The organism is Kribbella sp. NPDC050124, assembly GCF_044460355.1.
In the GTDB taxonomy this organism is placed as follows: domain Bacteria; phylum Actinomycetota; class Actinomycetes; order Propionibacteriales; family Kribbellaceae; genus Kribbella.
On record NZ_JBITJU010000001.1, the window covers coordinates 342,523 to 361,644 of the forward strand.

16 protein-coding genes are annotated in these 19,122 nt (G+C 68.3%); 5 read left to right on the forward strand and 11 right to left on the reverse strand.

The features are described from left to right. The first annotated feature begins 80 nt into the window (after nucleotides 1-80). On the forward strand, nucleotides 81-656 hold the full coding sequence (locus ACIBL3_RS01725) for a CGNR zinc finger domain-containing protein (protein ID WP_396351233.1): 576 nt from the start codon (nucleotides 81-83) through the stop codon (nucleotides 654-656). A 100-nt stretch (nucleotides 657-756) separates the two neighbouring features. Here the strand turns inward: ACIBL3_RS01725 and ACIBL3_RS01730 are convergent, their stop codons facing one another. From ACIBL3_RS01730 to ACIBL3_RS01745, 4 genes are all read right to left on the reverse strand, one after another. Further along, nucleotides 757-2,151, reverse strand: a complete 1,395-nt coding sequence (locus ACIBL3_RS01730) for a dihydrolipoamide acetyltransferase family protein (RefSeq protein WP_396351234.1) — start codon at nucleotides 2,149-2,151, stop codon at nucleotides 757-759. After that, nucleotides 2,151-3,128, reverse strand: a complete 978-nt coding sequence (locus tag ACIBL3_RS01735; protein WP_396351235.1) for an alpha-ketoacid dehydrogenase subunit beta — start codon at nucleotides 3,126-3,128, stop codon at nucleotides 2,151-2,153. Before ACIBL3_RS01735 ends, ACIBL3_RS01730 begins: the two co-directional genes overlap by 1 nt. Beyond that, nucleotides 3,128-4,294 (reverse strand): pyruvate dehydrogenase (acetyl-transferring) E1 component subunit alpha, encoded by a 1,167-nt coding sequence (pdhA, locus tag ACIBL3_RS01740; protein ID WP_396351236.1) that lies wholly within the window; start codon nucleotides 4,292-4,294, stop codon nucleotides 3,128-3,130. Before pdhA ends, ACIBL3_RS01735 begins: the two co-directional genes overlap by 1 nt. A gap of 352 nt (nucleotides 4,295-4,646) precedes the next feature. After that, complete coding sequence (locus tag ACIBL3_RS01745; RefSeq protein ID WP_396351237.1) at nucleotides 4,647-5,846, reverse strand: phytase; 1,200 nt, start codon at nucleotides 5,844-5,846, stop codon at nucleotides 4,647-4,649. A 153-nt stretch (nucleotides 5,847-5,999) separates the two neighbouring features. Here ACIBL3_RS01745 and ACIBL3_RS01750 point away from each other — a divergent pair, with 153 nt between their 5' ends. Both ACIBL3_RS01750 and ACIBL3_RS01755 read left to right on the forward strand, forming a co-directional pair. Then, nucleotides 6,000-6,947, forward strand: a complete 948-nt coding sequence (locus ACIBL3_RS01750) for an EamA family transporter (RefSeq protein ID WP_396351238.1) — start codon at nucleotides 6,000-6,002, stop codon at nucleotides 6,945-6,947. Nucleotides 6,948-7,437: 490 nt separating this feature from the next. Then, complete coding sequence (locus ACIBL3_RS01755; RefSeq protein ID WP_396351239.1) at nucleotides 7,438-8,034, forward strand: hypothetical protein; 597 nt, start codon at nucleotides 7,438-7,440, stop codon at nucleotides 8,032-8,034. Between the two features lie 1,067 nt (nucleotides 8,035-9,101). Here the strand turns inward: ACIBL3_RS01755 and ACIBL3_RS01760 are convergent. After that, nucleotides 9,102-9,818, reverse strand: coding sequence for an SDR family NAD(P)-dependent oxidoreductase (locus tag ACIBL3_RS01760; protein ID WP_396351240.1), 717 nt, complete (start codon nucleotides 9,816-9,818; stop codon nucleotides 9,102-9,104). Further along, on the reverse strand, nucleotides 9,815-10,894 hold the full coding sequence (gene hisC, locus ACIBL3_RS01765) for a histidinol-phosphate transaminase (protein WP_396351241.1): 1,080 nt from the start codon (nucleotides 10,892-10,894) through the stop codon (nucleotides 9,815-9,817). Before hisC ends, ACIBL3_RS01760 begins: the two co-directional genes overlap by 4 nt. A gap of 188 nt (nucleotides 10,895-11,082) precedes the next feature. On the opposite strand from hisC, the gene ACIBL3_RS01770 reads away from it, so the two are divergent. Further along, nucleotides 11,083-11,955: a dimethylarginine dimethylaminohydrolase family protein gene (locus ACIBL3_RS01770; protein ID WP_396351242.1), complete on the forward strand. Its 873-nt coding sequence runs from the start codon at nucleotides 11,083-11,085 to the stop codon at nucleotides 11,953-11,955. Nucleotides 11,956-12,001: 46 nt separating this feature from the next. Here the strand turns inward: ACIBL3_RS01770 and ACIBL3_RS01775 are convergent, their stop codons facing one another. Further along, nucleotides 12,002-12,604, reverse strand: a complete 603-nt coding sequence (locus ACIBL3_RS01775) for a PEGA domain-containing protein (RefSeq protein ID WP_396351243.1) — start codon at nucleotides 12,602-12,604, stop codon at nucleotides 12,002-12,004. Beyond that, nucleotides 12,604-14,202, reverse strand: coding sequence for a phage tail tip lysozyme (locus ACIBL3_RS01780; RefSeq protein WP_396351244.1), 1,599 nt, complete (start codon nucleotides 14,200-14,202; stop codon nucleotides 12,604-12,606). Before ACIBL3_RS01780 ends, ACIBL3_RS01775 begins: the two co-directional genes overlap by 1 nt. A 183-nt stretch (nucleotides 14,203-14,385) precedes the next feature. Between ACIBL3_RS01780 and ACIBL3_RS01785 the strand changes: the two genes are divergently transcribed. Further along, nucleotides 14,386-15,054 (forward strand): GntR family transcriptional regulator, encoded by a 669-nt coding sequence (locus tag ACIBL3_RS01785; protein WP_396351245.1) that lies wholly within the window; start codon nucleotides 14,386-14,388, stop codon nucleotides 15,052-15,054. Here the strand turns inward: ACIBL3_RS01785 and ACIBL3_RS01790 are convergent. Genes ACIBL3_RS01790 through ACIBL3_RS01800 form a run of 3 tightly spaced genes read right to left on the reverse strand, consistent with a single transcriptional unit; the run spans nucleotide 15,038 to nucleotide 19,118 of the window. After that, nucleotides 15,038-17,155 carry a hypothetical protein gene (locus tag ACIBL3_RS01790; RefSeq protein WP_396351246.1) on the reverse strand — a complete coding sequence of 706 codons (2,118 nt, stop codon included), beginning with the start codon at nucleotides 17,153-17,155 and terminating at the stop codon, nucleotides 15,038-15,040. The genes ACIBL3_RS01785 and ACIBL3_RS01790 overlap by 17 nt on opposite strands. Then, the gene (locus ACIBL3_RS01795; protein WP_396351247.1) at nucleotides 17,152-18,366 is read right to left on the reverse strand and encodes an enolase C-terminal domain-like protein; all 1,215 of its coding nucleotides are present in this window, start codon (nucleotides 18,364-18,366) and stop codon (nucleotides 17,152-17,154) included. The genes ACIBL3_RS01790 and ACIBL3_RS01795 overlap by 4 nt, the downstream gene beginning before the upstream one ends. Then, a complete protein-coding gene (locus ACIBL3_RS01800; RefSeq protein ID WP_396351248.1) occupies nucleotides 18,363-19,118 on the reverse strand; it encodes an SDR family NAD(P)-dependent oxidoreductase in 756 nt (251 codons plus the stop codon). The genes ACIBL3_RS01795 and ACIBL3_RS01800 overlap by 4 nt, the downstream gene beginning before the upstream one ends. Between the last annotated feature and the right edge of the window lie 4 nt (nucleotides 19,119-19,122).

A 19,122-nucleotide genomic window follows, 5' to 3' on the forward strand; every position in this document is an offset into this window, starting at 1 on the left:
ACCGGCTACCGCCGATTGCGAACCGGCTAAGACGGTTCTACCACGTCTGGCCGTGCGTGTGAACCTGCTAAGGTGGTTCCATGCGTGCTGGGTTCCCTGACTTTCGCCTTGGCAGTGTGCTGGCGACCAGCTTCACGGGCACTCTGTCGGAGCGTCATGGCAACGCTGTGGAACGCATTCCCACGCCGCCGCGACTCATCGACTGGCTCGCGGTGTACGGCCTTGCCGTGGACTCCTGCACCACCGCCCAGCTCGACCTCGCTCGGGAGTTGAGGGAGTCGATTCACGCCGCCGCGACAGCGGCAGCGCTCCAGGACGCTCTCCCTGCGTCTGCCGTCAAAGTCATCAATGACTGCAGCGCTCAGGGTCGGGCCGCAGCGATCCTGACGCCCGAGGGTCAGCGGCAATGGCAGCTCAGCTCGGCTTCCAGCGTGGAAGATGCCCTCAGCGTGATCGCCGCCGACGCGATCAGCATCATCGCCGGCGAACGCGACGGACGGTTGGCCTTGTGTGCATCACCAACCTGCCAAGCCGCCTTCTTCGACACCAGCCAAAGTCGCACCCGCAGGTGGTGTGACATGAACACGTGCGGGAATCGCCAGAAGAAGGCGCGCTTCAACGCCAACCAGAGCAAGAAGCCCAGCTCAGCGGAGTGATCGCCGGCTTCCGGAACCACACGGCGCGCGGAGCGGGCGGGGAGGACATGCGAAGGCCCGGGTGGCTGTTCACCCGGGCCTTGCGTCGTACGTCGTACTGCTAGAACATCAGCGCGCGGGCCGGGTCCTCGAGGATGCTGGCGACGTCCGCGAGGAAGGTGGAGCCCTTCTCGCCGTCGATCATCCGGTGGTCGAAGGACAGCGCGAGCGTGGTGATCCAGCGCGGGACGATCTCGTCGTCCACCACCCACGGCTGCTTGCGGACCGCCCCGAAGGCGAGGATCGCGGCCTCGCCCGGGTTGATGATCGGCGTCCCGGCGTCGACCCCGAACACGCCCACGTTCGTGATCGTGAACGAGCCGCCCGCCTGATCGGCCGGCTGGGTCTTGCCCTCGCGCGCGGTCGCGACCAGGTCGTTCAGGGCGCGGCAGAGGTCGGGCAGCGTGAGCGAGTCGGCGCTCTTGATGTTCGGCACGATCAGCCCGCGCGGGGTGGCCGCGGCGATGCCGAGGTTCATCGAGCCCTTGTAGACGATCTCCTGCGCCGGCTCGTCCCAGGCGGCGTTGACGATCGGCGTACGGCGGGACGCCAGGGTGACCGCCTTCGCGACCACCAGCAACGGCGACACCTTGAGCTCCCGGAACGCCTTGTCACCCTTGAGCCGCTCGACCAGCGCCATCGTCTCGCTGACGTCGACGGTGATCCACTCGGTCACATGAGGCGCCGTGAACGCGCTGGCCACCATCGCCTGCGCCATCACCTTCTGCACACCCTTGATCGGCACCCGAGTGTCACCCTGCCCACTCATCACAGGCACGGCCTCGACCGGAGCAGCAGCAACCGCAGGCTCGGCAGCCTGCGCACCGGCGGCATGCGACTCGACATCAGCCCTGGTGATGATCCCACCAGGACCGCTCGCACTCACAGTCGCGAGATCGATCCCGAGATCCTTCGCCAGCTTCCGCACCGGCGGCTTCGCCAACACATGCACGGAGCCCGCAGGACCATTGCTCTTGGCAACAACCGGCTCGGGCTCGGGCTGAGGCGCGACCACAGGCTCAGGAACCTGCACCGGAGCCGGCGCTGAGGCGGCGGGGGCTGCGGAGCCCTTGCGGGGGCGGCGTTTGGCTTCTGTGGTTCGGGGGCCGTAGCCGACCAGGACGGCGGTGCGGCCGCCGGGCGCTTCGCCGCCGATCTTGCCGGCCTCGGGCTCGTCCGGGATGGTCGGGACGATGTCCTCGGTGAGGATCTCGGACTCGGTCTGGACGGCGATGATCGGCGTACCGACCGGGACCGTCTCACCTTCGGGCACGAGAAGCTCGGTGACCGTGCCGGCGAACGGCACCGGGAGCTCGACCAGCGACTTCGCCGTCTCGATCTCCACCACGGTGTCGTTCAGCTTGACGGTGTCGCCCGGCTTGACCTTCCAGCTGACGATCTCGGCCTCGACCAGGCCTTCACCGACGTCGGGGAGGCGGAACTGCTGGATGCCCATCAGTACCCCATCACCCGGTCGACCCCGTCCAGCACCCGGTCCAGGTCGGGCAGGTACTCCTCTTCCATCCGCGACGGCGGGTACGGGGTGTCGAACCCGGCCACGCGCAGCACCGGCGCCTCGAGGTGGTAGAAGCACTCCTCGGTGATCCGGGCCGCGAGCTCCGCACCGGGACCGAGCGTGTACGGCGCCTCGTGCACGACGACCGCCCGCCGGGTCTTCTTGACCGACGCGAAGATCGCCGGCAGGTCCAGCGGCGAGATCGTGCGCAGGTCGACGACCTCGAGGCTGCGGCCGTCCTCGACGGCGGCCTCGGCCGCCTGCAGGCTGGTCTTCACCATCGGGCCCCAGCAGAACAGCGTCGCGTCGGTGCCCTCGCGGACCACCTTGGCCTGGTGCAGCGGCAGCGCCGGCGGCACGGTCTCGTCCAGCTCGGCCTTCTCGTGGTACCGGCGCTTCGGCTCGAAGAAGACGACCGGGTCGTCGGAGGCGATGGCCTGCTGGATCATCCAGTACGCGTCCACCGGGTCGCCGCAGGAGACGACTTTGAGGCCGGCCACGTGCGCGAACAGCGACTCCGGCGACTCGGAGTGGTGCTCGACCGCGCCGATACCGCCGCCGAACGGGATCCGGATCACGACCGGCATCTTGATCTTGCCGAGCGACCGGTAGTGCATCTTCGCGACCTGGTTGATGATCTGGTCGTACGCCGGGAAGACGAAACCGTCGAACTGGATCTCGCAGACCGGCCGGTACCCGCGCAGCGCCAGGCCGACCGCGGTGCCGATGATGCCGGACTCGGCCAGCGGGGTGTCGATCACCCGGTCCTCGCCGAAGTCCTTCTGCAGGCCCTCGGTGACCCGGAAGACACCACCGAGCTTGCCGATGTCCTCACCCATCACGACGACCTTCGGGTCGGCCTCCATCGCCGCCCGCAGGCCCATGTTGATGCCCTTGCCGAGGCTGATCTTCGCCATCAGTGAGCCTCCCCCTCGAACGAAGCGGCGTACGCGGCGTACTGCTGCTTCTGCTCGGCCAGCTGTGCGGTCTGCTCGACGTACACGTGGTCGAAGAAGTCGGTCAGCGACGGGTCCGGCATGGACAGGCAGCCGGCCCGGAGCTCGGCGGCGATCTTGTCCGCCTCGGTGTCGATCTCGTCGAACCACTCGGCGTCGACCTCGGCCGAGCGGGTCAGGTACGCGCGGACCCGGGCGATCGGGTCCTTGAGCTTCCAGTGCTCGAGGTCCTCGTTCAGCCGGTACTTGGTCGGGTCGTCGGAGGTGGTGTGCGCGCCCATCCGGTACGTGTAGGCCTCGACCAGGGTCGGGCCGCTGCCCTCGCGGGCCCGCTTCAGCGCCTGCTGGGTGACGGCGTACGTCGCGAGGACGTCGTTGCCGTCGACGCGGACGCCGGGGAAACCGAAGCCGGCCGCGCGCTGGTAGAGCGGGATCCGGGTCTGCCGGTCGATCGGCTCCGAGATGGCCCACTGGTTGTTCTGGCAGAAGAACACGATCGGGGCGTTGAACACCGAGGCCCAGATGAAGGCCTCGTTCACGTCACCCTGGCTGCTGGCGCCGTCGCCGAAGTACGCGATCGTCGCCTCGCTGTTCTCGGCGTCGCCGATCGCGTGGTCGCGCTGCTGGCCCATCGCGTACCCGGTCGCGTGCAGCGTCTGGGCGCCGATCACGATCGTGTACAGGTGGAAGTTGTTGTCGCGCGGGTCCCAGGCGCCCTGGTCGACGCCGCGGAACAGGCCGAGCAGCCGCAGCGGGTCGACGCCCTGGCACCAGGCGACGCCGTGCTCACGGTAGGTCGGGAAGACCATGTCCTTGCTGTTGAGGGCGCGGCCGGAGCCGATCTGCGCGGCCTCCTGGCCGAGCAGCGACGCCCAGATGCCGAGCTCACCCTGCCGCTGCAGGGCGGTCGCCTCGGTGTCGATCCGGCGGACCAGGACCATGTCCCGGTAGAAGTTCTTGATCGCCTCGTCGTCCAGGTCGAACGCGTAGTCCGGGTGCTCGACGCGCTCACCTTCGGGCGTCAGCAGCTGGACGAACTCGACCTCCTCGGAGGCCTGGGGCGGACTGACCGGCGCCTCGACGGGCGCGAACACTTCCGGGGCAATCCCCGGCACCGACTCACTCACATGCACTCCTCGGGTTCGAGCGCGGGATCGCCGCGACCGCAACGTTGCACGGGGGCCGGCCCTTCAGCCGGGTGAGGCTTCGCAGGCAGGACCGCGTGGATCCAGGGGTTGATGCACTGTCTCTCTACCAGTAGACCTCCTCACCGGCCTCACTGGCTGCACTACTTGCCGGACACCGTACCCAGCGGTTGCCTGATCCGCTAACTGTCTGGACGCTCGCGGGTACCGCGGTACCGAAACTGGTCCTCGGCTGAGACACCAGTCCATCAACTGGTCATATCTTCGCGCGTCTTGCCGCTCATGTGACAGACCATGGGTGATCGATGCGAGATGTGTCACAACTGGGTACCGATTACGGCAGCTTCTCCAGCCGGACGAGCTTGAAGTTCGTGCCCTCGCGGTCGCCGTCACCGGGCGTGTTCTCGCCGTCATGCACAGCGAACAGCCCGTGCGGGAACAGCGGCCCGAGCGACTCGGTCGTCACGGCCGCACCGTCACTGTGCTGTACGCCGTCCGTCCGCGGCCCGTCCGCCACCTGGAAGCCGGCGCGATAGACCAGCCGGCGCCTGTCGATCCGATAGCTCGCGAACGTCGAGTCGCCCTGGCTGGACGCGTACAGAGTCCGTACGCCGTGCCGGTAGGCGATCGTCAGCCCTTCGGCGTCCGCGCTCAGGTGCTTCCCGGCGTCAGGGCTGACCGGACCGGTCGGCTCGCACTCCTCGGTCTCCTCGTTGTACGCAGCCGGCTGACCGAACTCACGCACCTTCTCGAGCAACTCGGGCTTCCCGTTCAGCGGGATCCGCCAGACGCCGACGTCCTCCTGGGCGGCGTACAGGTCGTTGGTGGTCCGATCGAACACCATTCCTTCCAGCTGCGGCCGGTCGCCCGGCTCCTCGCAGGGGCTCCAGGTGCTGCCGTCGGTCAGCTTGAAGCTGCTCGGCAGGTCGACCTTCGTGATCGGGCGGTAGGTGACCTTGCCCTTGCCGTCCGGGACCAGCCGGAAGAAGCCGACCCGGATCTCGCTGCGCCGGGTCACCGCGACGACCGGCTGGCCGCTGACCACAGTCGCGGCCAGGCCGTACGCGGTCCGCTGCTCCTGGACCTCCTCGGTGTCCTTGCTGAACACGAGTGGCGCGTCGGCGCTGGTCACGTCGGTGAGTCGGCCGGCCTTCACGGCGTACGTCCGGAGTTGGTCCCGGCCACGGTCAGTCACGACGGCCAAGTTGCCGACCAAGTCGACGTTGTTGAACCGACCGGGCTCCTGGTCGGGCGCGGGCGCCGGTGGCGTGGCGAACCGCTGCACCTCCTTGCCGGTGAGGTCGAAGACGGTCAGCCCACCGTTCTTCAGCGTGCCGAGTACGACGCTGCGCTCGGGGTGCTTGGTGTCGATCCAGATGGCGGGGTCATCGGCGTTGGCGTTGCCGCCCGCATCGTCGTCCCAGTTCGGCGCGGTCTCGGCCGACGCGGTCACTCCCGGAAGCTCACTCGCGTACGCCGGCTGGACACCCAGCGTCACGATCAGCGCGCCAACCACCACACCAGCGACCCGCATCCCACTCTCCTCACTGTCGGCAGCAGGGGCACCCTGCCCGGTCCCGATGGCGTGGCGGGAAACAGCGGATTGCTGGCCGGAAACCGCCTTGCGCCCACCTCAGGGAGGTAATTATCGTTCTTGCATTACACCCCTGACACATCGAGGATGAGGATGGCTACCGCTTCCCCCGCCGTACTGCCTGAGACCGGTGGTCGCCAGGCGTCGACCGCGATGATCTGGTCTGCGCTGGCGGTCGTGTACGTCGTCTGGGGTTCGACGTACCTCGGGATCCGGGTGGTCGTCGAAGCCGAGATCCCGCCGATGCTCGGGATGGCGGCCCGGTTCCTGGTGGCCGGCCTGCTGCTGGCGGCGTTCCTGGGACTGAAGTCGGGCTGGCGGCGACTGCGGGTGACCAAGCAGGAGGCGTTCGGCGCGGCCGTGGTCGGCCTGCTGCTGCTTGCCTTCGGCAACGGTGCGGTCGCGGTCGCGGAACAGACAGTGCCGTCCGGGCTGGCCGCGCTACTCGTGGCCGCGATCCCGCTGTGGCTGATGCTGCTGCGTGTCGGGGGTGGCGATCGACCACGTGCACTCACGTGGGTCGGCGTACTGATCGGCTTCGCAGGTGTCGCGCTGCTCGCGTTGTCTGGTGGCAACACGAGCGCGAAGCCGCTGTCGGTGGCGATCCTGGTCGTCGGCACGATCTGCTGGGCGACTGGCTCGCGGTTCTCGCCGCAACTCGGCCTGCCGCGCGATCCGCTGGTGGCGGCGCTCTACGAGATGCTGTTCGGCGGTACGGCGATGCTGTTGCTCGGCGTACTGCGGGGAGAGCCGGGGCGGTTGCACCTGGACCGGATCGACGGTTCTGGGTGGATCGCGCTGGGGTACTTGGTCGCATTCGGGTCGCTGCTGGCGTACACGGCGTACAGCTATCTCCTGGCGAACGCGCCGATCTCGTTGATCGGGACCTACGCGTACGTGAACCCGGGGGTCGCCGTACTGCTCGGATGGCTGATCCTCGACGAGCACGTGACCTGGCAGATCCTGTTCGGCGGCGGAGTCATCATCATCGGCGTGGCCCTGGTGGTGACGGCCGAGCGGCGTCCGCGTACGACGTCCTGACCGTCGGCTCTTGAAAAGGAAGAACCCGGGCCCCTGAGGACCCGGGTCTCCCACCGCTGCCGATGCGCGCGGCAGCGGGACCTGGTTGCCGGCCGGCGCCCTGCCCCGAAAAAACACGGCGCGAAACTGCGGCAATGGTTCCAACGATATTCCGATTCATCATGGTATTGCCAATTCGGCGACCACCGAGCCCACCGATGACAATCTTCTGAATCACCGGGTTTCATCCGTCACCCGCGCACACTCAACGACGGACACCGGCATCGGTTACGGGCGATCGCCGGTAAAAGTGAGGACGTCTCCAACCGCGCCTGGTTACCGGCAAGTTGCCTGGTCAGAGCGGGTTCGTTGCCTTGTCAGCGAAGTCATCACGCGACGGCTATGAGGCCCCCCGTGGATCAAATAGTTGACGAAAAAGTTTGTAACCGCCTCCAGCAGGTGTCGTTACCACTAAGACGAATCCGTCAAACCCGAAAGGAAACCTGGCATAATGCAGGTAACTCGCAAGATCGCCGCCGCCGCGGCCGTGGCGACCGTCGCCACGCTGGGCCTGGCCACCGTCGTGAGCGCGAACGTTCTCGACGACGCGCAGCAGAAGGCTCAGGGCACCGGCCTGGCCGACGCGGCGTCGCTGGCCAGCAAGGGCTACGACAAGGGCGGCAAGCACTGGTACTGGGTCAAGCGCGACGGTGGCCTGGTTGCCGTTGACGACAACAACCTCGGCCCGTTCCAGGCCTGCCACAACTTCGGTTCGGGCACGGGCATCGGCGGCAACGTTCCGGTGAGCGACGTCGTCGGCGTCGTCGGCCTGGGCAACGACGGCAACTCGGTGACCGCCGTCAAGACCTGCGAGTCGGACTCGGAGCAGAACAACTCCAAGTGGTACAAGGTCGGCAACGACGGCCTGGTGTCCGTGAGCCGCAACAACGTCGGCCCGTGGCAGGTCTGCCACAACGAGTTCTCCGCGACCGGCATCGGCGGCAACGTGCCGATCACCAACCTGAGCGGCGTCCTGGGCCTGGACAACGACGGCAACTCCATCGACTCGCTGAAGACCTGCGAGCAGGAGTCCGAGCAGAACAACTGACCTCCTCCCTGGTCAGTGATGCAGGACCCGAAAGAGTCACCTCGGTGGGGTGACTGATTCGGCAGCACCACCCGCGGCGCCGGGAGCAAGCCTCACTCCTCCCGGCGCCGCCCAACCGCGAGGACGCGATCGAGCAGCCACCTGTCGCCGCCGGTGCTGTCTGCGGCCGTGGGACGCCACGCAGCTCCCGGCCTCCCGTCCGCCGCGGGCGGCCTCCTTTGTCCGCGCGGTTGACTGACTGGCCGGCGCTGGTGGTGCAAGCAACCGGGGGCTCGCGCGGGAACGGGTGGACGTGCACAGGAAATGACAGCTCTTGTGTTGGATGTGTGGGTCGCAGAAGTCCTGCTGTCCCCGTGCAGGCTGGTGCGCTCGCCGCAGCAGTCCTGCCTGTCTCCGCGCGGGGTGCGTGGACTCACCCCAGCAGTCCTGGAGCCGCTGGTTGGCGGGTTGTTTCACCGCTGCCCTGCTGCATCCCGCCAGCGATCACCCAACCCACCAGCCGCGGCCGGAGCCGCGTCAGCGGTGGCGTGTGAGCTGGATGAGCACCGCGTCAATCCCAGCAGGCGGCCGGTTCGTCCGGATGCTGGTCGGTGCGGGGGGGAAGGCGAGAGCTTGAACACCGTCTGGTGGGTGAGGACAGGAAATTAGCAGGTCCCCGCCCACGGGTTCCTGTCCGAGCCCCCGGTGACTGTCGCGGGGCTCGCGTGCATCTGATCGGCTGCGGGATCGACAGGTGGTGTCCCGGGGCCGGGTAGTGCACCTGAGCGCGGCGTCTGCGGGGGCGTACGCCGTGACGCGGTGCACTACCTGTCGAGCTGCACGCTGACCCGACACCGCATCACCCACACATCCAACACAAGAGCCGTCATTTCTTGTGGACGGCCACCAGACCCTGCCTCAGGCCCCGAGTCCCGTCGCAACTGTCAACCACGCTCGCCCACGGTCGTCGGTGTGGATGCCAGCTGGCTGCTCCACGGTGTGGTCGGTGAAGCGAGCACCGCGGGTGGGTGGGAGCGCCCGGGCAGCACGCGACGGAGGAGTGGGCGTAGCTGGCGCGTGGGGTGGATCTACAGGTTTCGCAGGTCTACGCAGGAGCCGTTGGGGAGTTCGCGTGACAGCAAGGACCAGATGCCGGTGGCTGCTTCCGTGGGGGTGCTGAGGGCGCCGGATTCCTTGAGTTCGTGGAAGCGGGCTACCGACGGGAAGGCCTGCTCGGTTGTCGAGCGGATCTCGGACTGCATGGCGGTGTCGACTACGCCCGGGGCTACTGCGATCACGCGGCAGCCGCCCACGGAGTCCTGCTCGGCGCCGACCGTTCGGACCCAGTGTTCGACGGCTGCCTTCCCCGCGTTGTACGACGACCAGCCCGCGTACGCCGTCTTCGCCGCGCCGGATGACAGCAGCACAAGATGACGCTCACACGTCAGTCCGGCGGTTGCCTGCAGGAACGCCTGGCCCAGGACCTGCGGAGCAGCTGAGTTCAGCAGGACCGCGCGGCTGTAGTCGGATGCGTCGACAGCGGACGCCGGCCCGATCGGGGAGATCGTGCCGGCGTTGTGGATGAACACCACGCGGTCACCGTCGTAGCCGGCCAACTCCTCATTGAAGTGTTCCGCGACGCGCGCCCAGTCTGCCGGGTCCGACAGGTCGGCTTTGAGGTGTTCGGCCGGTCCGCCGCCGCGGCGTGATACGTCGATCACGCGCGCGTCGCCGTAAGGGACCGTTGCGACCAGCGCCGCGCCGATCCCGGCCGAGGCGCCCGAGATCCAGATCAGCGAGGTCACTGGCGCCAGGCGCGGGCGACGGACAGGAACAGGTCGTTCGCTTCGCGTTCGCCGATGCTGACCCGGGCGCCGTCGCCGGGGAACGGCCGGACCGACACACCCTCGGCCTGCACCGCCTCCGCGAACGCCACGGTGTCGTCGCCGAGTGGCATCCAGACGAAGTTCGCGTGGGTCTCGGGGACGTCCCAGCCGGCCGCGCGCAGCTCGTCGACCACCCGGGTCCGCTCGGTCACCAGCGCCTCGACCCGCTCGAGCAACTCCTCCTCCGCGGCCAGCGAGGCGATCGCCGCGGCCTGCGCGACGTGGCTGACGCCGAACGGCAGCGCGCACTTGCGGATCGCCGACACCACCGGCGGGTGTCCGACGGCGTACCCGACGCGGAAGCCGGCCAGGCCGTACGCCTTGGAGAAGGTCCGGAGTACGACGACGTTCGGGCGGTCGCGGTAGACGTCAATGCCGTCGATCACGTCGGGCTCGCGGACGAACTCGCGGTACGCCTCGTCGATCACGACCAGCACGTTCGACGGTACGGCGTCCAGGAAGGCGAGCAACTCGTCACGCCGTACCACCGGTCCGGTCGGGTTGTTCGGCGTACAGATGAGGACGACCTTGGTCCGCTCGGTGAGCGCAGCCTCCATCGCCTTGAAGTCATGCCGCGCGTCGTCGGTCAGCGGCACCTGGACCGACGTGGCGCCGGTCAGCTGGACCGCGATCGGGTACGCCTCGAACGAGCGCCAGGCGTAGACGACCTCGTCACCGTCCGAGCACGAGGCCTGCAGCAGGTGGTAGAGCAGCGCGACGGAGCCGGTCGCGACCGCGAGGTCACTCGTCGGTACGCCGAACCGCGCCGAGAGCGCCTCGAGTAGGTCGACCGCGCCCATGTCGGGGTAGCGGTTCATCTGGGCCGCGGCCTCGGTGGCCGCGGCGAGGACGCCGGGCAGCGGCGGGTACGGGTTCTCGTTGCTCGACAGCTTGTAGGTCGGCCGGCCATCGGTCCGGGCAGGCGGACGACCGGGCTTGTAAGCCGGCACGTCGTCCAGGCACGCACGGAACCGCACCACATCCTCTGCGCTCATGCCCGCAGGCTAGCTCCAACCTCAGTCCCGAACCACCCTCCCGGACGTGGCCTGCCCCACCCGGTGACCGGACGTTTGACTCCCGGCGATCCGGACTGCACACTGACGGATTGTCGGACAATCAGGGGATCTGTCAATAGATCTCAAGGCACCGCGGCCGTCGGCCGCGGGTTGGGAAGGGAGTGCTCATGGGTCAGTCGCTGGAGTGGGGTCGCCGGTATCTGATGGTCCGCCCGGACCACTTCCGGATCGACTATGTGATCAATCCCTACATGTCCACCCACGACCAGCCCGATCCCGAGCTGACGCTGAAGCAGTGGGACTCGCTGCGGCAGGCGATCGTCGACGCCGGGGGTGCGGTCGAGGTGCTGGCGCAGCGGCCGGACTCGCCGGACATGGTGTACGCGATGAACCTCGGCCTGGCGACCGCGGACGGCCGGGCGATGCTTTCGCACATGCGGTTCGAGCCGCGGCGGAAGGAGTCGCTGACCGCGGCTGACTGGTTCGTCGGGCACGGGTTCACGCTCGACCGGACCGGGTCGGGCGGGGTCGGGCCGCACTTCGAGTCCGGCGACGCGTTCGTGTACGGCGACAGCCTGGTCGTCGGGTACGGACCGCGGACCGAGCTCGGCGCGCTCAAGCGGCTCGCGGCCGAGTGGGGCATCCGGGTTCGCGGGCTGCGGATCACGCACGAGGGGATGTACCACCTCGACCTGCCGTTCTGCCCGGTGGACAGCACGCACGCGATGATCTACCCGGCGGCGTTCGACGCGGAGAGCCAGGCGGAGCTGTTCCGGATCGTGCCGGACCCGATCGTGCTCACCGACGAGGAGGCGTTCGCGTTCAGCGGCAACTCGATCGTCGTGAACGAGACGATCATCATGCCGGCCTGCTCCCCGCGCCTGCACGAGATCCTCACCGGCCTCGGCCTCCGGGTGGTCGTCCTCGACCTCACCGAGTTCCACAAAGGCGGCGGCTCCGCCCGCTGCCTCACCAACCCCCTGGACTTCGACCTCACCCCCGCCTCAACCCCCGGCGGCGAACTCATCCTCCCCGCCTGACCCCGCCGTACGGCGGTCGCCCCACAGCCGACCGCCGTGCCGGCGGCTACTTCGTGTAGATGAGTTCGAGCTTGTCGGGGTTGTAGCCGTGGCCGGTTAGCCATTCGAGGGCTTTTTTCTGGCCTTCGGAGTCGGTGATCTTGATGTAGAAGGCGAGGTACTCGGGGTCGCCGGGGTGAGCTTGGGACAGGCCCTGGTTGATGGTGAAGCCGGGGCCGATGTACGGGAGTTCCTGGAGGATCGGGTACTTCGCCGCGAGCCGGCGGTTGAGCTCGTCGAAGCGGCGGCCGGACTCGGCCTCCGCTTCGAGCTGCTCGCCCGGGTGCGTCTTCTCCCAGGCGCGGCCCTCCGCGCTGTTGGAGAACAGGTACATCTTGTACTGCGAGTCCTCGCTGATCTCGACCGTCTCGGTGTAGCTCTGGAAGCCGCGCCGTTCGCCGGTCAGCGTGTGCTTGCCTTCCTTCAGCTTGATCTCGCCGTTGGCCGGGACCTGCTTGCCGTCCACGGTGAGGGTCAGGTCGTTCGGGATCGACTTCACGGTCAGCGTGTGCTCCGGGTTGCCGCGGAACAGCAGAATCCCACCGAGCACGATCAGCGCGATCACCACCACCGTGCCGCTGAGCACGAACAGCCGCCGGTTCTCATCCATCAGTCCGATGCTCCTGATTGCTTGAGCCGGGCCACCGTGTAGTGGCCGCGGTCGTCGGAGAAGTACACGTGCGAGGCCTCCGGCACGTGACCGTGCAGCGACGCCGACGCCGCGTTGTACGTGCGTCCGTCACCGCCCTCGTAGTTGCCGGTGTAGAGGTAGGTGTGACCGTCGATGATGAAGATGTCCCCAGGTTTCAGCTGGCCCTCGTTGTTGAGGTTGTCGAAGATGTCGTACTTCCCGGAGCTGCGCAGGTACTCCATCTGGACGGTCGTCCCGCGCGGGGCGTAGTCCTTGTCGACTCCGCTCATCCGCATCACGGTCGCCACGAACACGCCGCAGTCGGTGAGCACGTCGTCGCCGGACGAGCCGTTGTGGTCCTCCACCGCCTGCGCGTAGGTCGGGTTGATCGGCTTGGGGTTGTGGCCGTGGTTCGGGGTGTCCCAGGCGAGTTGGAGCGCGGTCCTCACGATGTCGCCGTTGCCCGCGCCGCAGGCGCCGGCGCCGCCCTCGGACGGCGCGGTCCCGCCGAAGGTCTCCAGCACCTCGCGGGCGGCGGTCTTGCGCTGGGTGTACCGCTCGTGGTTGAGGTTGTCGGAGCCCAGAAAGCGTTCGTAGTACCGGCCGAAGGCGACCGCGGCGTCCTCGACCGTCCGCGCCTGCTTGAGCATGTCACCGGCGTGCTTCTCCGGGATCGCGGTCTGGCCGGCCAGCTGCTTCTTGAGGAACTCCAGCTGGTACTCAAGCGAGCCGATCACGGCGTCGTCGACGCCGGACTCGCGGGACGGGTTGATCATCTTGCCGGCCGGCGTCCACTGGACGATGCCCCAGCCGCCGGAGAACTCGACCACGTCGGACGGGTTGGTCACCGTGCCCGGCGCGGTGCCCTCCTTCCGCCCGGGCTCCACGCCGGACTCGTGGATCATGTTGCCGACGATCCCGGCGGCCTGCTCCTTGGTGTACCCGTTCGAGGCGAAGTAGTTGAACGCCTTCTGCTGGTTGTTCGACCCGGACAGGTCGCTGCAGCCGCAGCCGCCGCTGTCGGCTCCGCCCTCGTCGCCGAACAGGTTGTCTTCCTCAGGCTCGGTGTTGACCAGGTTGCCGTCGTTCTCCTTGTCGATCCACAGCTCGAAGTGCAGGTGGGCACCGGTCAGGCCCGGAGTGGACTCGTCCTCGGAGCCGACGGTGCCGATCGGGTCGCCGCGCTTGACCGTCTGCCCGTTCCGGACCGAGATGTCCTTCAGGTACTTGTACCGGGTCTCGACACCCCGGTCGTGCTTGATCCGGACCTGCCGGTCGGCCGTGGAGACGATCTCGCCGTCCTCGCCCGCGTAGACCTTCTTGCCCTCGTCGATCTCGAAGTCGACCCCGGAGTGGCTGTTGCCCTCGGAGTCGGGATCCGACCAGCCCTGGTCGATCTCGTGCCGGTCGGTGGGCCAGGCGAAGGTGGCGCCCTCGGTCTCGGACGGCACGCACTGGGCCGCCGCCGTGTCCATGCTGGCCAGGCCGCCGACAATGAGCGCGACCACGACGATCAGCGGCAGGACCAGCACCAGCATGACGCCGCCGACGATCGGCAGTGCTTTGCTGTCACCCACGGTCGGCTCCTCGCTGGCTCAGTGGCCCTCCGCGGCGAATCGTGGAGAGGGGCGGCCACTGGGGAAAATGCTGCCCGAAAACCGGGTCATCATGTCGGGAGTTATCCACAGGTTGTACGGCGGGTGGTCCGCCGACGCCGGGTCGCGCGCGACAACGGACCTTGACTGGACGAGAATCTCCCCATGTACGAACGGCTGCGGGTGGATCGCTCGACCACGGTGGACCGGGTGGTCGACGCTCTACGCGCTGCCCTGTTCGCCGGCGACCTGGAGCCCGGTACGCCGTTGCGCGAACAACCGCTGGCCGAGGCGCTGGGCGTTGCCCGGAGCACCGTCCGCGAGGCGATGACCATGCTGGTCACCGAGGGTCTCGCGATCCGGGAGCCGAACAAGGGTGTCAGCGTCGCGATCCTGCACCCGGAGGCGGTGGCGGACATCTGCCGAGCCCGGTTCGTGCTGGAGTCGGCCGGTATCAGGGCCTGGTTCGACGCCGACGAGGCCGCGCGAGAGCGGGTCCGGGAGGCGATGCGGACGTTCGCCGCGACCGCCAAGGACGGCGCCGACCCGGAGGCGATGACCGAGACGCACCTGGCCATCCACCGCAGCCTGGTCGCGCTGACCGGCAGCGAGCGACTGATTGCGACCGCCGACGCGATCACCGGCGAGGCACGGCTGGCGCTGGCCCGCGTGGACGCCCTCCGCCAGGACGCCCGGCAGCAGGTCGCCTCGCACCGCAAGCTCGTCCGCCTGCTCGAGCGCGGTGAGCTCGACGAGTGCGTCGAGGAGCTAAGCCGCCACCTCGCAGGCGCGCAGGAGTCCTTGCTCGAGGCGATCGCTACTCCACCGCGCTGACCGCGCCCTCCCCGCTGACCGTGCCCGCGAGGCTGACCAGGCCGTCGGCGCTGACCAGGCCGTCGGCGGTGACCAAGCCGTCGGCGGTGACGTCGTACGTCGCCGATCCGACGCGGAGCCCCGTCAGGCGAGCCCCCGGGTCCAGTGCGCTGACCTGCGGGTTCGCCGTGACGGTGCCGTCCAATGCGACATCCAGGCCGAAGACACCCTCCAGGACCAGGCTGACCCAGGAGCCGGACGACGAGCAGGACCAGTCGATCAGGTACGGGAACTGCGGCGGCGACTTCCGCGCCCCACCGGCCATCGCCGGCGCCGCCTCCTCCACGAAGTGCGCCTGACCAGTCGGCCCCTGGTTGGCAGTCCGCGCCAACCCCGGCAGCCAGTCCAGCAACACGTCACCGCGACCCAGCGCGAACAGCGCCCGCCCCGCATCCGCCGGCCAAGCCGGATACGCGCCGTTCCACTGGTGATCCGGCCGCACGCTGAAGGCAGCATCGGCGTCGTACGGCGACAGCGCACGCATCCACGTGGGCGTCTGCAACTCCCGCTGGAAGAACGCGACCATCTCGGCTCGCTGCGCCGGCGAGAGGTCGGACGCCATCGTCGTACCCACGATGTTGAAGTCGTAGCAGTGCCGCACCGGGACCATCGCGCCGTCCGGCTGTCGTGCGTGCCAGAAGCCGGTGCCCTCGATGTACAGCTCGTTGACGTGGCCTGCCTGCTCGTCGGCTTCCTTGCGCAGCAGCGCGGCGCGGTCGTCGTCTCCGGAGCGTTCGGCGACCTCAGCGGCGACCCGCAGGCACCAGACGTTGGCGGCGTTGAAGCTGGCCACCTCGTGCACGTAACTGCTCACGCACTCCAGCAGGTTGTCGATGCCGCCATAGTCCGCCAGCGGGTGGTCACCACGCAGACCGCGCCAGGCGGTCGCCCAGTCGTGCAGGTGCTCGGCCACCGGCTTGGCACCCACTGAGGCGTCCAGGAAGCCGACGTCACCGGTGAACCGCACGTAGTCGCGGACCAGCCGCGTCATGGCGAAGTCGTTGACCGAATACCAGTAGCCGACCGGACCACCGGTCAGCCACTCGGTCCCGAAGTGCTTGTGGGTGTCCAGGTCGATCCAGTGCTCGATGTGCCGCCGCATCGGCTCCGGGTCGAGCAGCGCATGCGTCAGCGAGGACAGGCTGTAGTCCCAGATGAAGGTGGTGGTCTGCCAGTACCGCGGCATCAGCGTGTCGTACGTCCGCCCGAGCACACTCGCCGGGTTGTCCCGCCGGAACCACACCACTCCGAGCACGCCCCACCAGTACAGCTTCCGCAACGCCTCGTTCGACGTCTCCAGAATCGGCAGCGACCCGCTGAACCCGTCACCTGCCGGGTCGAACGCGTCCGCCAACGCCTTGTCCCACGCAATCTCGGCCCCCGCGAAGACGGCCGGCACGTCGGCAACACAGGCGTCGAAGTGCGACGTCGCCTCCGCCAGATCCCCAGCCAACACATGCACATACCCCACCCGCGCCTGCCCCGACGCATCCAGCACAACAGTTGCCTCAAGCATCGACCGGTCAACGGAAGCCGGTACGTCGACACCCTGCAAGCTCACCGCGGACCCGGACGCACCCGTGCCGACAACCCGATTGTCAACAATCTGCAGGGTGTTGGGCTCCGACGGAGGCTCAGGCTTCAACCAGCCACTCCCCGACCGGGTCGCCGTACTGTCCAACGCAAACCCAAGCCGCACCGAGCGCCCAGGCTCACCGGCCACGTCCAGCTGCACGACGACGGCAGGGCGACCAGGAGCGCAGGCGGTGGTCGTGCGCAGCGTCAGCCCGTCGACAACCGTCGACCGCACCACGCAGTCGGGGCGCCACACCACCTCGACCACGCCGCCGTACGAGCGGGCCAGCCGCCCGTCCACATACAGCTGACCGGTGATGCAGTCGCCATGCGAGTACGGCGGGAAGTTGACGCTGCGGATCGCGAACACGTCCAGATCCACCTGCGCGGTGCCCAGGAAGTTCGTCAACCCGGGCGGGTTGAACATGTCGTCGTACGTGTGGGTCAGAACGTCGCTCGCGAGGTCCGCGCTGGACGGGATCGTCATGAAGGGTCGGCCCAATCGGTGTTCGGTAGCAGGGGGTACCAGTCCGGTCTGGCCGGGTCCCGGTCGTAGGGGTAGGGGCCGAGCTCGCGGAACAGTTCGGCGTACTCGGCGAGTTTGTCGCGGTCCAGCTCGACCCCGAGCCCCGGTCCGTCCGGTACGGCGATCGCGCCGCCTTCGTACGGAAGTTTGCCGCCGGCAATGATGTCGTCGCGCAGGTGGTGGTAGTGCGCGTCGGCGGCGAAGGACAGGTTCGGTACGACGGCGCCCAGGTGCAGCATCGTGGCCAGCTGGATGCCGAGCTCGCCGGAGGAGTGCACGGCGACGCCGAGCTGGAAGGTTTCACAGACGCCGGCCGCCTTGATGCACGGCCGGATGCCGCCCCAGAACGTGGTATCGAGCAGGATCACGTCGACGGCGGGGTCACGGACGTTCGCGGCGAGTTGCTCGAAGTTCACCACGACGGTGTTCGTGGCCAGCGGGATCGACGTCTTCGAGCGGACCCGGCGCATCCCGTTCAGGCCCCAGGTCGGGTCCTCGAGGTAGTCGTTGTCGAGGTCCTCGATCCCGCGGGCGAACCGGATCGCCTCCTCGACGCCGAAGGCGCCGTTCGGGTCGAACCGGACCCGGTGCCCGGGGAACGCCTCGGCCAGCGCCCGGAAGCACTCGCGCTCGTAGTCCGGCGGAAAGACGCCGCCCTTCAGCTTGTGCACACTGAACCCGTGCTGGTCGACGAGCTCGCGCGCGTGCTTCACCAACTGTTCCGCGGTCCGGATCTCGCCGGTGCCGTCGTCGGCCGGATGCCGGAAGAACAGGTAGCTCGCGAACGGCACCTTCGACCGAACCTTGCCACCGAGCAGCTCGTGCACCGGCACGCCGAGGTGCTTGCCCTGCAGGTCGAGACAGGCGAACTCGACCGCGGCCAGCAACTGCGTCCGGTTGTTGTAGAGACTCGCGGTCGGGTTGGCGAGCATCCAGCGCAGCGCCTCGGTGCGCGCCGGATCGTGGCCGACCAGGTAGGGCTTCAGTCCGACTACGGCAGCCTCGGCACTCTGCCCGCCGCCGCCCATCTCGCCAAGGCCGATCAGCCCGTTGTCGGCCTCGATCTCGACCACGGTCCGCACGAAGCGCCCCCAGTGCGCACCGTTGCTGTGCCGCAACGGCGCCTCCAGCGGCATCGTGACGGTAGTGGCCCGGATGTCGACGATCTTCACTTCGAATCCTCCGGCAGTACGACGGCCAGCCCGGCGGTCAGGCCGCCGTCCACCTTCACGTCCGCTCCGGTCACGAAAGCCGCAGCCGGAGATGCGAGGAAGTGGATGACCTCTGCAACCTCTCCCGGCGTCGCCACCCGGCCGAGCGGATGCGAACGCCCCCACTCCGCAACCACCTCGTCCGTCGACCGCCCACCACCGAACTGGGCGGCCGAGGCCCGCAACATCGGCGTGTCCACAGACCCCGGGCAGACCGCGTTCACCCGGATCCCGTCCGGAGCGTGGTCCACTGCCATCGCCCGGACCAGGGACAGCAACGCACCCTTGCCCATCGAGTACGCCGCCACGCTCTTCTGAGCCGCATACGCCTGCACCGACGCGACCACCACGACACTGCCACCCCGAGGAAGCTTCGGCACAAACGCCTGGCAGGCAAAGAACACGCCCCCCACGTTCACCGCCATCACCTCGTCATAGACGGCCGCCGGCGTGTCCGCGACGGTGCCATACCGCTGCACCCCGGCCGCACAAACCAGCACATCCACGCTGTCCAGCTGCTCAGCAGCTCCTGCCAAGGCACCCCGGTCACCCACGTCGACAGCGATCCCCTGAACGCCCAACTCGTGCAGGCCCGCAAGCGCATCTGCATCCCGATCCAGCACCACGACGTGGTCGCCCGCCGCAACGAATCGTTCGACCGCACCACGGCCGATACCGGCGGCTCCCCCGGTGACTACAACTGTGCGACTCATGTCC

Coding starts and splice junctions, on each gene's coding strand:
- ACIBL3_RS01800 (WP_396351248.1), bottom strand. CDS start 19,118: ATGAGTCGCACAGTTGTAGTCACCGGGGGAGCCGCCGGTATCGGCCGT.
- hisC (WP_396351241.1), bottom strand. CDS start 10,894: ATGAGCGCAGAGGATGTGGTGCGGTTCCGTGCGTGCCTGGACGACGTG.
- ACIBL3_RS01790 (WP_396351246.1), bottom strand. CDS start 17,155: ATGACGATCCCGTCCAGCGCGGACCTCGCGAGCGACGTTCTGACCCAC.
- ACIBL3_RS01735 (WP_396351235.1), bottom strand. CDS start 3,128: ATGGCGAAGATCAGCCTCGGCAAGGGCATCAACATGGGCCTGCGGGCG.
- ACIBL3_RS01755 (WP_396351239.1), top strand. CDS start 7,438: ATGCAGGTAACTCGCAAGATCGCCGCCGCCGCGGCCGTGGCGACCGTC.
- ACIBL3_RS01725 (WP_396351233.1), top strand. CDS start 81: ATGCGTGCTGGGTTCCCTGACTTTCGCCTTGGCAGTGTGCTGGCGACC.
- ACIBL3_RS01730 (WP_396351234.1), bottom strand. CDS start 2,151: ATGGGCATCCAGCAGTTCCGCCTCCCCGACGTCGGTGAAGGCCTGGTC.
- ACIBL3_RS01750 (WP_396351238.1), top strand. CDS start 6,000: ATGGCTACCGCTTCCCCCGCCGTACTGCCTGAGACCGGTGGTCGCCAG.
- ACIBL3_RS01775 (WP_396351243.1), bottom strand. CDS start 12,604: ATGGATGAGAACCGGCGGCTGTTCGTGCTCAGCGGCACGGTGGTGGTG.
- ACIBL3_RS01785 (WP_396351245.1), top strand. CDS start 14,386: ATGTACGAACGGCTGCGGGTGGATCGCTCGACCACGGTGGACCGGGTG.
- ACIBL3_RS01745 (WP_396351237.1), bottom strand. CDS start 5,846: ATGCGGGTCGCTGGTGTGGTGGTTGGCGCGCTGATCGTGACGCTGGGT.
- ACIBL3_RS01770 (WP_396351242.1), top strand. CDS start 11,083: ATGGGTCAGTCGCTGGAGTGGGGTCGCCGGTATCTGATGGTCCGCCCG.